At 67.0% G+C, this 13,328-nt stretch carries 14 protein-coding genes; 5 read left to right on the plus strand and 9 right to left on the minus strand.

Going from position 1 to position 13,328, the window contains the following annotated elements; genetic code table 11:
- The first annotated feature begins 203 nt into the window (after window positions 1–203).
- The gene (locus KNJ79_RS04620; RefSeq protein ID WP_317152966.1) at window positions 204–1,697 is read left to right on the plus strand and encodes a tetratricopeptide repeat protein; all 1,494 of its coding nucleotides are present in this window, start codon (window positions 204–206) and stop codon (window positions 1,695–1,697) included.
- Here KNJ79_RS04620 and rimO read toward each other — a convergent pair.
- The gene (rimO, locus tag KNJ79_RS04625; protein ID WP_317152967.1) at window positions 1,676–3,046 is read right to left on the minus strand and encodes a 30S ribosomal protein S12 methylthiotransferase RimO; all 1,371 of its coding nucleotides are present in this window, start codon (window positions 3,044–3,046) and stop codon (window positions 1,676–1,678) included. The genes KNJ79_RS04620 and rimO overlap by 22 nt on opposite strands.
- 90 nt (window positions 3,047–3,136) lie before the next feature.
- On the opposite strand from rimO, the gene KNJ79_RS04630 reads away from it, so the two are divergent.
- Window positions 3,137–3,463 carry a DUF423 domain-containing protein gene (locus KNJ79_RS04630; protein ID WP_317152968.1) on the plus strand — a complete coding sequence of 109 codons (327 nt, stop codon included), beginning with the start codon at window positions 3,137–3,139 and terminating at the stop codon, window positions 3,461–3,463.
- Window positions 3,464–3,467: 4 nt separating this feature from the next.
- Here KNJ79_RS04630 and KNJ79_RS04635 read toward each other — a convergent pair whose 3' ends face one another.
- Window positions 3,468–4,514, minus strand: a complete 1,047-nt coding sequence (locus KNJ79_RS04635; protein WP_089215698.1) for a potassium channel family protein — start codon at window positions 4,512–4,514, stop codon at window positions 3,468–3,470.
- 159 nt (window positions 4,515–4,673) lie between these two features.
- The gene (locus KNJ79_RS04640) at window positions 4,674–5,171 is read right to left on the minus strand and encodes a hypothetical protein (RefSeq protein ID WP_317152969.1); all 498 of its coding nucleotides are present in this window, start codon (window positions 5,169–5,171) and stop codon (window positions 4,674–4,676) included.
- Between the two features lie 184 nt (window positions 5,172–5,355).
- Here KNJ79_RS04640 and dnaN point away from each other — a divergent pair, with 184 nt between their 5' ends.
- Entirely contained in the window at window positions 5,356–6,471 is a 1,116-nt protein-coding gene (dnaN, locus tag KNJ79_RS04645) for a DNA polymerase III subunit beta (protein WP_089215696.1), read from the plus strand.
- 122 nt (window positions 6,472–6,593) lie between these two features.
- Here the strand turns inward: dnaN and KNJ79_RS04650 are convergent, their stop codons facing one another.
- Window positions 6,594–7,934, minus strand: a complete 1,341-nt coding sequence (locus KNJ79_RS04650; protein WP_317152970.1) for a PQQ-dependent sugar dehydrogenase — start codon at window positions 7,932–7,934, stop codon at window positions 6,594–6,596.
- 174 nt (window positions 7,935–8,108) lie between these two features.
- On the opposite strand from KNJ79_RS04650, the gene KNJ79_RS04655 reads away from it, so the two are divergent.
- Window positions 8,109–8,324: a hypothetical protein gene (locus KNJ79_RS04655; RefSeq protein ID WP_089215694.1), complete on the plus strand. Its 216-nt coding sequence runs from the start codon at window positions 8,109–8,111 to the stop codon at window positions 8,322–8,324.
- Between the two features lie 7 nt (window positions 8,325–8,331).
- Here KNJ79_RS04655 and KNJ79_RS04660 read toward each other — a convergent pair whose 3' ends face one another.
- The 5 genes from KNJ79_RS04660 to KNJ79_RS04680 form a co-directional block, all read right to left on the minus strand.
- A complete protein-coding gene (locus KNJ79_RS04660) occupies window positions 8,332–8,901 on the minus strand; it encodes a hypothetical protein (RefSeq protein ID WP_317152971.1) in 570 nt (189 codons plus the stop codon).
- Window positions 8,902–8,957: 56 nt separating this feature from the next.
- Entirely contained in the window at window positions 8,958–9,140 is a 183-nt protein-coding gene (locus tag KNJ79_RS04665) for a DUF3008 family protein (RefSeq protein WP_089215692.1), read from the minus strand.
- Between the two features lie 559 nt (window positions 9,141–9,699).
- Entirely contained in the window at window positions 9,700–10,470 is a 771-nt protein-coding gene (gene surE / locus KNJ79_RS04670; protein ID WP_317152972.1) for a 5'/3'-nucleotidase SurE, read from the minus strand.
- A gap of 130 nt (window positions 10,471–10,600) precedes the next feature.
- The gene (gene serS / locus KNJ79_RS04675) at window positions 10,601–11,884 is read right to left on the minus strand and encodes a serine--tRNA ligase (RefSeq protein WP_317152973.1); all 1,284 of its coding nucleotides are present in this window, start codon (window positions 11,882–11,884) and stop codon (window positions 10,601–10,603) included.
- A gap of 51 nt (window positions 11,885–11,935) precedes the next feature.
- A complete protein-coding gene (locus KNJ79_RS04680; RefSeq protein ID WP_317152974.1) occupies window positions 11,936–12,148 on the minus strand; it encodes a hypothetical protein in 213 nt (70 codons plus the stop codon).
- Between the two features lie 286 nt (window positions 12,149–12,434).
- Between KNJ79_RS04680 and KNJ79_RS04685 the strand changes: the two genes are divergently transcribed.
- Window positions 12,435–13,154: a hypothetical protein gene (locus KNJ79_RS04685; protein WP_317152975.1), complete on the plus strand. Its 720-nt coding sequence runs from the start codon at window positions 12,435–12,437 to the stop codon at window positions 13,152–13,154.
- The last annotated feature ends 174 nt before the right edge of the window (window positions 13,155–13,328 follow it).

Below are 13,328 nucleotides of genomic sequence, written 5' to 3' on the forward strand. Positions count from 1 at the left end.
TCGGTGCCATTCTGGCGGCAATTTTTCTTCGGTCTTTGCCGCGCTGCGCGTCCGCGCTAGGCAAGGCCGCAGGTAAGAGGCAGGGGAAATCCGGAATGATCGCAGTCGTTCGGCTGATGGCGCTGCTGGGGGCGTCGCTTTCGCTCGGCGTGGCGATGGCGGCGCAGACGGGCGCCGCGCCGGAGCGCCCCGACTTCACGCGCATGACCGATGCCGAGCTGTTGTCCGCCTTCGCCGACGCAGCCCAGCGCAAGGAAACCGACTTCTGCGGCTTCCTTGTTCCGCTCTATTGGCAGATGGAGATGCGCGGCAGCTTCAATCCGAATGTGAAATATATGCGCGCCGCTGCGGAGATGAGTTGTGCGGTTTCGGAAGAGCGCTGGACCGATGCCTATCAGAAGCTGAAATATGTTCGCGGCTCGGGAAAGATCGAGCTGGACAGGATTGCGTCGATCAACATCGCCGCGCTGGCGGGCGATCGCGCGGCCGCTTCCGCCGACCTGATTGCCTTTCTCGACTCTCCGGAAGCCGAAGGGCAGACCGAGCCGCTGGCGCAAACCGCGCGCAACCTGTTCCACTCCCATCGCCAGGCCAAAGATTACGAAGGACTGCTCGCACTGATGCGCGGCCTGGATACGCCCGGCCATCTGGCCAGCTTTTCCGAGGACATGCAGATCTCGATCAAGTCGGATCATTTTACCGCGGAGGTCGAGGCGGGCCACCCCGACCGAGCCATCGAGCTGGTGGATCAGACCGTGCTGGCCGATTCGGTGATCGACGTGCTTGGTGATCGACGGTTCGAAAAATACTGGCCGCAGCTCGAGGCCAAGGCTGGCCTCCATCTGCAGGTGTTTCTCGAGGCCGAGCTCCGCCGAGCCGTTGCGAATTACCAGAGTCAACCCGACAAGCCCGGCGCGATCAGGAGCCTGGCGCTGGCCTATCTGCGCAACGGACGTTTCGAGGAGGTCGTTGCGCTTCTCGACAAACATCAACCTTCTGATTTTACCGGCTTGTCGGAGGATATGGGCTGGGCGCTCAACGCCAAAGTCTATGCGCTCGATGCGCTGGGCCGTCACGACGCGGCCGGCGACATCTTCGACCGCATCGTCGCTCAGGCGGACGACCCCTCCACAAGCGCGTGGATGGTCAATTTCGCGATCAATCGCGGCGAGCGGCTAGTCGATCTCGGGCAATATGAGCGGGGATTGGAAGCGGCCGAATTGGCGGGACGCATCGCCGAGGAGGGTGGGAACGGCTATGCTCGCATGCTTGTGCGGCGCGCCAAGCTGTGCGCGTTGACGGCGCTCGGGCGCGAGGGCGAGGCCAAGGCCGTCATGATGGATGTCGAGCAACATCTGGCCGATTCGGCGCCCGTGGCGGCGGCCGCCATGCTGTGTGGCGGCGCCGAGGATCGCGCCGCAGAGATCGTCCGCAATGAACTGAACGACCGATACCGCGCGATGCCCATGATAAGAGCGCTGCAAAAGCAGAGTTTCGATCTGTACGGCACGTCGTCGGTGACGCCCTCGCTCGCGCTGCGGGTTCGACCGCGCGCCGATGTGGCTCCCGTTTTCGAAAGGGTCGCGCGCGATATTCCGCTCGAATATGCTCCCGCCTTTGGAACAAGGCGCGAAGAACTGGCGGCGCACGGCGGGAATGCCGTGCCGAACCAAAGTCAGGCCGCAACCACCCCGTAAAGATCATGCTCGTCGGCGTCCTCGACGACGACATCGACGATATCGCCCGCCTTCAGGCTCGCGGCGACGTCGCGCAGATAGACATGGCCGTCGATTTCCGGCGCGTCGGCCTGGCTGCGGCCGGTCGCGCCGATGCTGCCCTCTTCGTCGGGCTCGCCCACCTCGTCGATGATGACGGGGAGGGTGCGGCCGATTTTGGCTTCCAGCTTGGCGGCGCTGATCGCCGCGGTCTTGGCCATGATCCGCTGATAGCGTTCTTCCTTGACCTCCTCGGGCACCGGATTGTCGAGCGCATTCGCCTGCGCGCCCGCGACGGGTTCGAAGCGGAACGCGCCGACGCGGTCGAGCTGCGCTTCGTCGAGCCAGTCGAGGAGATATTGAAAGTCCGCCTCGGTTTCGCCGGGGAAGCCGACGACGAAGCTCGACCGGATCGCGATGTCGGGGGCGATGGCGCGCCATGCCTTGAGCCGCTCGAGCACCTTGGCTTCGTTCGCGGGGCGCTTCATGCGCTTGAGGACGCTCGGGCTCGCGTGCTGGAAGGGAATGTCGAGATAGGGGGTGAGCAGCCCCTCGGCCATCAACGGGATCACCGCGTCGACGTGCGGATAGGGATAGACATAGTGGAGGCGCACCCATGGCGCGTGGCCCTCGCCGGTGCGGAGCTGGCCGAGTTCGCGCGCGAGGTCGGTCATGTGCGCGCGCACCTCGCGACCGTGCCACTGGCGCGGGTCGTGGCGGATATCGACGCCATAGGCCGAGGTATCCTGGCTGATGACCAGCAACTCCTTCGTTCCCGCCGCGACGAGCTTTTCGGCTTCGCGCAGCACCGCGTCGATGCGGCGGCTGACGAGCTTGCCGCGCAGGTCGGGGATGATGCAGAAGGAACAGCTGTGGTTGCAGCCCTCGGAGATCTTCAGATAGCTGTAGTGGCGCGGCGTCAGCTTCAGCCCGCCCTCGGGGACGAGATCGACGAACGGTCCCTGCGTCGGCGGTGCGGCGTCGTGGACGGCATCGACGACCTGCTCATATTGATGCGCGCCGGTGACCGCGAGCACCTTGGGGAAGCGCGCGCGGATCGCCTCGGCCTCATTGCCCATGCAGCCGGTGACGATGACGCGGCCATTCTCGGCCATCGCCTCGCCGATCGCCTCGAGGCTTTCTTCCTTCGCCGAATCGAGGAAGCCGCAGGTGTTGACGAGCACGACGTCGGCGCCCGCATAATCGGGCGACAGGCCATAGCCGTCGGCGCGGAGCCTGGTTAGAATCCGTTCGCTGTCGACGAGCGCCTTCGGGCAGCCGAGCGAAACCATGCCGATTTTCGGCTGGGCGGGGAGGGTCCTGGTTATCATGATCGGGCGCGCCCATAGGCGATTTTTGCGGCTTTGTCACGCGCGGCGCGTTTGGGCATGGAAAAGCTGCGCAGGACGAAAGGAAACAGGATGATCGGAGTGTGGGCGGCAATCTCGGCGGCACTTGCCGTCGCGGCGGGCGCGTTCGGGGCGCATGGCGCCGCGGGGGTGCAGGAAGCCGACTGGCTGCGGACGGGCGGAATCTATCAGCTGGTGCACGCGGTTGCCGCGCTCGCGATCATGGGCTTCGCGCGCGGGCCGGCGATCCTGCTGCTCGCCGGCGCGGCAATCTTTGCGCTCACCCTCTACGCGATGGCGCTCGGCGCGCCGCGCTGGCTCGGCATGGTGACGCCGATCGGCGGCGCCCTGCTGATCATCGGCTGGCTGTGGGCGGCGTGGCTCTATTGGCGGGGGTGAGCGATTATCCCGCCTCGCACGGTATCACCTCGACGACGAGGTCGCCGAGCTTGAGATTCTGTGCCTCCGCTTCCCAGAAGCCATAAGGCCGGCCGCCGCGATAGATGCGCAGGCCGCGGCCGCCGCTCGCGAGCGCGTCGAGGCTCTTGCCGACCTCTTCGGGATGCACCGGCCGTTCATTGAGCTGCACCTTGCCCGTCACCGAGGCAAGGTCGGCCATATAGTCGGCGACATGCGCCCCTTGCGCCGATCCCGCGAGCAGCAGGCCGGTGAAATTGACCGGGTTGATGACATTGTTTGCGCCCGCCTGCCGCGCGAGCAGTTCATTGTCCTGCGCGCGGATGACGACGCTGATCGGCACCTGCGGCGCGAGGTGGCGGACGGTGAGGACGATCAGAATCGAGGTGTCGTCGCGCCCCGCCGAAACGAGGACGGTCTGCGCCGCCGCGATGCGGACGTCGAGCAGCGTCTCGTCGCTCGACGCATCGCCCTGCAGCACGTTGCAGCCCATCTCCTCCGCCGCCGCGATCCGCGAGTTCGACGGGTCGATGACGACGATGTCCGCGGGATCGGTGCCGCGCGCGATCAGCTCCTTCACCGCTTCGGAGCCGCTGATGCCAAAGCCGAGGACGACGATATGGTTGGTGAGCTTTGCCTGGATGCGGGCCATGCGCCATTTTTCCCATGTGCGTTTGATGACGAAGCTATAGGCGGTGCCGACGAAGATGAAGAGCACCGCGATGCGGATCGGCGTCACGATCACCGATTCGATCAGCCGCGAGCGGTCGGAGATCGGCGCGATGTCGCCGAAACCGGTCGTCGTGACCGAAATCATCGTGAAATAGACGACGTCGAGGAAGCTGACGTGACCGTCATGATGGTCGACCAGCCCTTCGCGGTCGATCCAGTGGACCATGATCACGAAGAAGATGAGCAGGAAGGCGAGCCCGAGCCGCGCCGCGACGTCGGCCCAGACCGGCCAGCGGCTCGCACGGCGAAGCGGCTGGAACCGGCGCTGGCTTTTCACCCTGGTCTGTCTGCGATCGCTCATCGCGGCGGCAACTGCTTCATCGCCCCATCGCTACCCGATTTGCGTGCGACTGGAAATGCCGTTGCCGCCCTCGAACCCGATGGCGGTTTAGGGGTGGGAAGCGGACGGTCCTCCCCGTGCCGGGGAGGATCCTTTGGCCGCAATCGGTTGTTACCCACTTCAGCGGATGCGTGCGCAGCCGAGGGCCGCGGCGTCGATGGCGGTGGCGGCGCCGCGCAGCTTGTAGGTGTCGGCGATCGCGCGGCCGGTTGTCGAGGTGCTTTCGACGCTCATGCTCGGCGCCGCGCGCATTGCGGCGATGATGCCCGCGTCCATGCGCGCGTCGCTCGCCCAGCCGTGGACGCCGCTCCCCGTCAGGATGAAGCGCCGCGACCCGATCGTCAGCCGCAGCTCGGCGCCGTCGCGGCGCGGGCGCGACAGGCGGACGTAAAATTGACCGCGAATCCCCGACTTCGGCCAATAGCCGATGCTCGCATAGCCCTTTGCTTCGGGCCGGCCGATCGTCGCCGAGGGCGCGGCGATCGCATAGCAGCGCGGGGTCGCGGGGTCGCGGAAAGCGCCCCAGCCTTCGAACACGCCGAGCGCGGTGGGCGCCGCGGCGATGGCGGCGGCCGGAAGGGCCAGCAGGATCGAAACCGGGAAAAGCGCACGCCGCATCGCCGCCTGCGTTCGCGCGAATGGCGGTGCATTGCAAGCATGGCTTGCACCGTGCGGTGCGTTCGTTAAGGAAGGTGGACATTTTCGGGGGTAGGGAGTCGGACGCCGAATCGTTCGCGGCGCCCTGCCTTTCAGGGACTTCTCTCCACCGGACGAGCCCGCAAGACAGGGATAAAGAATCAGAATGAAAGCGACGATCGAACGCGCAGTGCTCCTGAAAAGCCTTGGCCACGTCCAGTCGGTGGTCGAGCGGCGTAACACCATTCCGATCCTGTCGAACGTGCTGATCGAGGCCGATGCCTCGGGCCAATTGAAGCTGATGGCGACCGACCTCGACCTGCAGGTCGTCGAAACCGTCGCGGCAAAGGTCGAGACGCCGGGCACCACCACCGTTTCGGCGCACACCTTGTTCGAGATCGCGCGCAAGCTGCCCGAAGGGTCGGAAGTCAGTCTGTCGGCCGCCGAGGGCAAGATGCAGGTCAAGGCGGGCCGTTCGAACTTCAACCTGCCGACCCTGCCGCGCGACGATTTCCCGGTGATCGCCGAGGGCGAACTGCCGACGAGCTTCGAGCTGCCGGTCGCCGAGCTCATCCAGATCATCGACAAGACGCGCTTCGCCATTTCGACCGAGGAAACGCGCTATTATCTGAACGGCATCTTCTTCCACGTCGCCGAGGATGCGTCGGGGCCGGTGCTCAAGGCCGCGGCGACCGACGGCCACCGCCTCGCGCGCTACACGGTGACGCGCCCCGAGGGCGCGACGGGGATGCCCGACGTGATCGTGCCGCGCAAATGCGTCGGCGAGATTCGCAAGCTGCTCGACGAGGCCGAGGGCAATGTCGAGATCAGCCTGTCGGCGTCGAAAATCCGCTTTCAGCTCGGCCATGCCGTGCTGACCTCGAAGCTGATCGACGGCACCTTCCCCGATTACAGCCGCGTCATCCCGACCGCGAACGACAAGCTGTTGAAGGTCGATCCGAAGAGCCTGTTCCAGGGCGTCGACCGCGTCTCGACGATCGCCAGCGAAAAGACGCGCGCGGTGAAGGTCGGGCTCGACAAGGACCGCATCACCTTGAGCGTCACCAGCCCCGAGAATGGCACTGCGGCCGAGGAACTGCCCGCGGGATACGACAGCGAGCCGCTCGAGATCGGCTTCAACGCGCGCTATCTTTCGGACATATTGGCGCAGGTCGACGGCGACAATGTCGAGCTGCACCTCGCCGACGCGAACGCGCCGACCCTGATCCGCGAGACCGAGAAGAGCCCGGCGCTTTACGTGCTGATGCCGATGCGGGTGTAGCGCCCGCGTAGCTATCCGCCGGCAGGCATTCGTCATTGCGAGCGCAGCGAAGCAATCCAGAGTAGCGTAAACCGCTCTGGATTGCTTCGCTGCGCTCGCAATGACGACGAGGGGGCTTGGCGTTATCCCGCCTTCGCCACCCGCCAGATCACGCCGCCGGTGTCGTCGGCGACGAGCGCGGTTCCGTCCTTCGCGACCTTGACGTCGGCGGGCCGGCCGCGCGTCGTTTCGGCGTCTTTCGCGAGGAAGACGGTGAGGAAGGGGATGGGGAGCGCGTCGACCGGCTTGCCGTTGGCGCCGAACTTCACGAACACCACGTCATAGCCCGACACCGGCTCGCGGTTCCACGATCCGTGCCGCGCGATCAGCGCGCCGTTCGCCCAGCGGTCGCCGAGATCGAGCCCCTGGGTGAAGGTCATGCCGAGCGGCGCGGTGTGCGCGCCGAGCGCATAGGCGGGCCGCTTCACATATTGGCGGTTATCCTCTTCGGGCGGGTCGACGCGCGGATCGACGAAGCCGCCCCAATAATACCAGGGCCAGCCGAAGGTGTCGCCTTCGTCGATGTCGGTCAGATAATCGGGGACGAGGTCGCTGCCGAGCATGTCGCGCTCGTTGACCACGCCCCACAGCGTATCGCTGCCCGGATAGAAGGCGAGGCCGACGGGGTTGCGCAGCCCGGCGGCCCAGGTGCGGACATAGCCATTCTCGGGCCGCACCTCGAGCACGCGGGCGCGGCGCGCTTCGTTCGCCATGCCCTTTTCGCCGATATTGCTGTCGGCACCGACGCCGACATAGAGCCAGCCGTTGGGCGCGGCGGCGAGGCTCTTGGTCCAGTGGCGGTTGGTGCCCGCCGCGGGCAGGTCGGTGATCTTCTTCGGCTTGCCCGCCATCTTCGTCGCGCCCTCGACATAGGGGAAGGCGAGCAGCGCGTCGGTGTTCGCGACGTAGAGCGTGTCGCCGACGAGCGCCATGCCATAGGGCGAGTTGAGCCCCGTGATATAGGCGCTCTTCACCTCGGCCCTGCCGTCGCCGTCGGCGTCGCGGAGCAGGGTGATGCGGTTCGCCGAGGCACCGCCCGCGCCGGCCTTGCTCATCATCCGCTTCATCACCGCGCCTTCGATGCCGCTGTCCTGGCGCGGCGGGCTTTCGGCCTCTGCCACGAGAACGTCGCCGTTCGGGAGCACGAGCATCGAGCGCGGATGGTCGAGTCCCTCGGCGAAGCGCGCAACGGACAGCCCCTGCGCCGGGGCCGGGGCCGCATCGGCGGGCCAGCTCGTCGCCTCGGGGACATTCATCGTCGGCAGGGTTTGCGGATGCTGCGAGGCCATCACCGGGACGCGGCCGCTCGTCTCGGCGGTCGAGAAGCGCGCAACGTCGGGGCGCGACATCGCGTAGAAGACGATGCCGCCGATCACGAGGATCAGCAGCAGGGCGATGGCGACATATTTCAGGATCTTGCGCATGACGCTCTGCTTACACCGGCGAGCCGTGGCGGCAAAGGGGCGAAACGCGGCGCGGCGCCATGGTTAAGCGGGGGTGCGGTTCGATTAACCTTACCCCGATGTTCATCACGCTCGGGAACGGCGCGGTGAGGCTGGCGCGATAGGGAAGGCGTCCCGCAGCCCGCCGGAGATCCGATGCAGCTTCCCGCCCCCTATCTGTCCGATCGCGCCGCGGTCGACGACGCCGAAGCGTTGATCCGCGAACATGGCGAGGAAGCGGGTTTTGCGGCGGCGGCGCGCGCCGAGCAGTTTCGGGTGCTCGGCAACCATATCCATTTCGCGCGCTGGCGGCAGATCGAACGGCTGATCACCTATTTGTCGGTCGATGCGCCGCTCGATACGGTGCATTGACGGCGGCTCAAGCCGCGCGGCGCCGCTGGCGCCACCGCCAGACCAGCCAGCCCGCGAGCGCCGCCAGCAACAGCAGCGTCACCGGCACCACGATCGCCATCAGCCGCGCCATATCGTCATAGCTTTCGGCGAAGCTCAGCGCCTCGGGCTTGGTCGTGCTGCCGAGCACATTCCACGCGACGATCTGCATCGGCTTGCCGTTCTCGGCATGGAAGCGCAGCGAAACCGTCGTCCATTTGCCCGTGCCGGTGCCGACGACCACGGCGTCCTCGCGCCGCCGCGAGGCGCCATCGGCGAGGTCGGCGCCCCATTCATAGGAGGCGATCCGCCACGTCGCGCCGCGGCCGGGACACTCGCCGGGCAATTTCGCCGCGGCGCTGCGGACGCTGCCGACGAGTTCGGGATGGAGGGCGGGCAGGACGGCCGCCGGATCGGTGCAGAAGTCGCGCGCCAGGGCGATGATCTCGTCCTGACGTTCGCGCGGCACCATCCGGTCGAGCGCCGCCTGAAAGCTGCAGCCCGCAAGCGCGGCACCCAGCAGCGCTCCGCCCGCGAAAATCCGCCGCCACTTACGCATCGCGATCCTCCCCTGGCGGGGATTATGCCGGATCGCGGCGCAACTGGCCAGCGGGGTCAGTCGACGTGTTCGGGTTTGCCCTTGCGCGAGCCTTCGGCGAAATCCTCGAGCTGCTTTTCGCTCATGCTGTCGTACATTTCGCGCGAGGCGCCCTTGAGTTCGGATTTCGGCGTATCGCCGCGCTTGGCGCTCAGCGCCGCGCCCGCGGCCTTTTGCTGGGCTTTGGATTTGGCTGGCATGACATATCTCCTGTCTGCCCCCTCTATCCGTTAACGATCATCCCGCCGTTGGGATGCAACACCTGACCCGACATATAGCTGCTGTCGTCGCAGGCGAGGAACATAGGCCCGCCGGCCCTGGGCTGCCCTGCCATGGCGTCCTCCTTCTAGAGCAAATTGCGCGAAATCTGAATCATCCGCATCCCCGAGCGAAGACGAGGGGCTCGTTCGAGCGGAGCGAGAACCGCAGCGTCGCCGCCTCGACTTCGCTCGGCAATGCCCCTCGTCTTCGCTCGGGGAAACGGTGCAGATTTCCGGCACGATGCTCTAGGCGTTGCCTTTGCGAGCGCGTGGCGGTTCCGGCGTGGGGCGTGGAGTTTCAATTTCCTCGCCGGAACGGGGAGCGGGACCGCCGCGAAACGGTGGTGGAGGGGCCGAAACGCTGCGCCATGACGAGAGGCTCCGACCCTCCGTCAGCCCTGCGCCTACGGCGCAGTTTATCCTGAGCGCCTGCAAGGCAGTCGAGGGGGGCTGCCACCTCCCCGTTCCGGGGAGGAACTGGAATGACCGCCTCCGCCCGCTACCGATCCCCCTCATAGGCGCTCCGCAGCGCGGCGAGCGAGGCGTCGTGGGTCAGGTCGAGCTGGAGCGGGGTGATCGAAATAGAGCCGTCGTCGATCGCTTCGAGGTCGCTGTCGTGCGCGAGCGAATGTTCGATGCCGTGCAGCCCGAACCAATAATAGGTATAGCCGCGCGGGTCGGTGCCCTCGACGATCGAGCCGCGGCTGTAATCGTGAAAGCCCTGGCGGACGACGCGGATGCCCTTGACCGCGGCGGCGGGCAGCGCGGGGAAGTTGATATTGACCAGCGTGCGCGGCGGCATCGGGGTTTTCAGCAGCGGCGCGAGCGCCTTCGCGCCCCACGCCTCGGCCGCCTCGAAGGGCACGGTGTCGCCCATGCCCTCGCGCGCATAGACCTGGCTGAGCGCGATAGCGGGGATGCCGGCGAGCGCCCCTTCGATCGCCGCCGAGACGGTGCCCGAATAGGTGATGTCGTCGCCGAGATTGGCGCCGCGGTTGACGCCCGAGAGGATCAGATCGGGCTTTTCGGGCATCAGCTTGCCGATCGCGATCATCACCGAATCGGTCGGGGTGCCGGTGCAGGACCAGCGCCGCTCGCCATGCTGGCGCACGCGCACCGGGCGCGAAAGGGTGAGCGAATGGCCGGCGCCCGACTGTTCCTCCGACGGCGCGCAGACCCAGATGTCGTCCGAAAGCTGCCGCGCGATCGCCTCTAGCACCGCGAAGCCGGGGGCGTGATAGCCGTCGTCGTTGGTGAGGAGGATGCGCACGCTTTCAATCCTTCTTTTATCCGTTCGTCCTGAGGAGCCATTGAGCCCCGTCGAAATGGCGTCTCGAAGGACCCATGCTTCGAGACGGGCCTTCGCCGGGGCTCAGTCCCTCCTCAGCACGAACGGGGTGTTAAGTCAGGTTCGGCTCCAGCCGCGTGATCCCGCCCATATAGGAATGGAGCGCTTCGGGGATGTCGACGCTGCCGTCGGCCTGCTGATAATTTTCGAGAATCGCGACGAGCGTGCGCCCGACCGCGAGGCCCGAGCCGTTGAGCGTGTGGACGAACTCGTTGCCCTTCGCGCCCTCGCGGCGGAAGCGCGTGTTCATGCGCCGTGCCTGGAAATCGCCGCAGTTCGAGCAGCTGGAAATCTCGCGATATGCGCCCTGTCCGGGCAGCCAGACTTCGAGATCATAGGTCTTGCGTGCGGCAAAGCCCATGTCACCGGCGCAGAGCAGCATTTTGCGATAGGGGAGGCCGAGCGCTTCGAGGATGCCCTCCGCGGCGCGCGTCTTGCGCTCGAGTTCGGCGTCCGAGTCCTCGGGGCGGACGATCGAGACCAGCTCGACCTTCCAGAACTGGTGCTGGCGGATATAGCCGCGCGTGTCGCGCCCCGCCGACCCCGCCTCGGACCGGAAGCAGGGGGTGAGCGCGGTCATGCGGATCGGCAGCTCGGCTTCGGTCAGGATTTCCTCGCGCACCGCATTGGTCAGGCTCATTTCGGAGGTCGAGATCAGCCACATGCCGTCGGTGGTCTGGAACAGATCCTCGCGGAATTTGGGCAGCTGGGTCGTGCCGAACGCCGCTTCGTCGCGGACGAGCAGCGGCGTCGCGCATTCGGTATAGCCCGCTTCGGTCGTCTGCTTGTCGAGCATGAACTGGCCGAGCGCGCGTTCGAGGCGCGCCATCGGGCCTTTGAGAAAGGCGAAACGGGCGCCCGACATCTTCGCCGCGGTTTCGAAATCGAGCCCGAGCGCGGGGGCGAAATCGGCATGTTCCTGCGGCTTGAAGTCGAAGCTGCGCGGGGTGCCCCAGCGCGCGATTTCGACATTGCCTTCCTCATCCTCGCCCTCGGGGACATCGGCGGCGGGAAGGTTGGGGAGGGCGGCGAGGATGTCGTGCAGCGCCGCGAGCTGCTCGCGCTCGGCGGCTTCCTGTTCGGGCAGCTTGTCCTTGAGCGCCGCGACCTCGGCCTTCAGCGCCTCGGCGGTCTGCTTGTCGCCTTTCGCCATCGCCTGGCCGATCGCCTTCGATGCTTCGTTGCGGCGCGCCTGCGCGGCCTGCATCTCGGTCTGCAAGGCGCGCAAGCTGGCATCGGCGGCGAGGATCGCCGCGGATTGCGGTGCGACGCCGCGGCGCGCGAGGCCGGCGTCAAAGGCTTGCGGGTCGTCCCGGATCAGGCGGATATCGTGCATGGCCGCGCTATGGCGTCGCCGTCCGCCCCGCGCAACCCCGCACGTCGCCGCTCAGCGTTCGGGCGGCGTCCAGCCCTTGCCCGCCATGCAGGTGTCGATCGCGAACCGGCGTTCGGGTTTGCCGCCGAGCGCGGCGGTGCGGCCCTTGCAGTCGGCCATCGCCTGATTGAAGGGCTCGGCGCCCGAGCCGGTCCAGCCGTGGTCACTCGTCGCGCATCCCCCGAGCAGCAGGGGGAAAAACAAAAGCATCGCGCTTCGGCGCATGGCGGCCTCCCTTGATCGCGCATGGGCTAACCCGGCCGGAGGCGCGTTGCAATGCGCGGCCGTCGTTCCGGTTTTCGCGACCGGCGCGACACCGGCACGAAAAAAGGGCCGCCCCGGGGCGGCCCTCGATCGGCGGCCGGACGGGCCGGCCTCCAGTGGATTTCAGGCCGCGTCGGCCTCGTCCGCCTGATTCGCGGCGCGGCGGCGCGCGACGAGCGCGGCGGCAGCGGCGCCGAACAGCAGCATCATCGGCGGCGCGGGAACCGGAGTCGGATCGCCCGGCGGGTTGCCGCTGCTGCCGCCCGAACTCGACGAGGAGGACGAACTCGACGAGCTGCTGCTCGACGAAGAAGAGGAGGACGAACTCGACGCCCCGAAACTGCTGCTGCCGCCGGTCGCGCCCGACGAGGTCGACGACGAGCTGCTGCTGCTCGACGACGACGATGAGGAACTGCCGCTCGAAGCGCCTCCGCTCGAACTGGCGCCGCCCGAGGACGACGAACTCGATGAAGAAGAAGAAGAGGAGGAGGACGAACTGGACGAGGAACTGCTGCTCGACGAGGAGGAGCTGACGTTGCCCGAGGAGGTAGAGACGCCGCCGGTGGACGTCGAGACGCCGCCAGTGGACGTCGAGACGCCGCCGGTCGACGTGCTCACGCCGCCCGTGGACGTGCTGACACCGCCGGTCGAGGTCGAAACGCCTCCGGTCGAGGTGGTCGAGCTGATGCCGCCGGTCGAGGTCGATACGCCCCCGGTGGAAGTCGACGTCGACACACCGCCGGTCGAGGTCGAAACGCCGCCCGAGGTGCTGCTTGTGGTCGAGCTCAATCCGCCGGTCGTGGTCGAGGTGACGACGATGCTGCCGCTGCTGCCGCCGCTCGATCCGCCGAAGAAGCCCCCGAAGAAACCGCCGCCGAAGCCGCCGCCAAAGCCGCCGCCGATCACCGTCACGCCGCTGCCGCCACCGCCGCCTTCGAAGCCGCTCTGCTGCGGGAAGGGGGCATAGGGGATCGGCGGCAGGGGGATCGTCTGGGTGACGACCTGCGGGGTTTCGGCGCGCACCGTTTTTTTGGTGGTGACGACGCGGCGGACGCGCTTCACCTTCTTGGGCGCGTGCCGTTGGCGCACGACCTTCTTGGGCGCGGGCTTGCCGCAACAGGAGGTCTGGCAGCAGCAACAG

Source organism: Sphingopyxis indica (assembly GCF_032879645.1).
Lineage (GTDB): Bacteria > Pseudomonadota > Alphaproteobacteria > Sphingomonadales > Sphingomonadaceae > Sphingopyxis > Sphingopyxis indica.

Coding starts and splice junctions, on each gene's coding strand:
- KNJ79_RS04630 (WP_317152968.1), top strand. CDS start 3,137: ATGATCGGAGTGTGGGCGGCAATCTCGGCGGCACTTGCCGTCGCGGCG.
- KNJ79_RS04640 (WP_317152969.1), bottom strand. CDS start 5,171: ATGCGGCGTGCGCTTTTCCCGGTTTCGATCCTGCTGGCCCTTCCGGCC.
- rimO (WP_317152967.1), bottom strand. CDS start 3,046: ATGATAACCAGGACCCTCCCCGCCCAGCCGAAAATCGGCATGGTTTCG.
- dnaN (WP_089215696.1), top strand. CDS start 5,356: ATGAAAGCGACGATCGAACGCGCAGTGCTCCTGAAAAGCCTTGGCCAC.
- KNJ79_RS04660 (WP_317152971.1), bottom strand. CDS start 8,901: ATGCGTAAGTGGCGGCGGATTTTCGCGGGCGGAGCGCTGCTGGGTGCC.
- KNJ79_RS04620 (WP_317152966.1), top strand. CDS start 204: ATGACCGATGCCGAGCTGTTGTCCGCCTTCGCCGACGCAGCCCAGCGC.
- KNJ79_RS04650 (WP_317152970.1), bottom strand. CDS start 7,934: ATGCGCAAGATCCTGAAATATGTCGCCATCGCCCTGCTGCTGATCCTC.
- KNJ79_RS04680 (WP_317152974.1), bottom strand. CDS start 12,148: ATGCGCCGAAGCGCGATGCTTTTGTTTTTCCCCCTGCTGCTCGGGGGA.
- KNJ79_RS04635 (WP_089215698.1), bottom strand. CDS start 4,514: ATGAGCGATCGCAGACAGACCAGGGTGAAAAGCCAGCGCCGGTTCCAG.
- KNJ79_RS04655 (WP_089215694.1), top strand. CDS start 8,109: ATGCAGCTTCCCGCCCCCTATCTGTCCGATCGCGCCGCGGTCGACGAC.
- serS (WP_317152973.1), bottom strand. CDS start 11,884: ATGCACGATATCCGCCTGATCCGGGACGACCCGCAAGCCTTTGACGCC.
- KNJ79_RS04665 (WP_089215692.1), bottom strand. CDS start 9,140: ATGCCAGCCAAATCCAAAGCCCAGCAAAAGGCCGCGGGCGCGGCGCTG.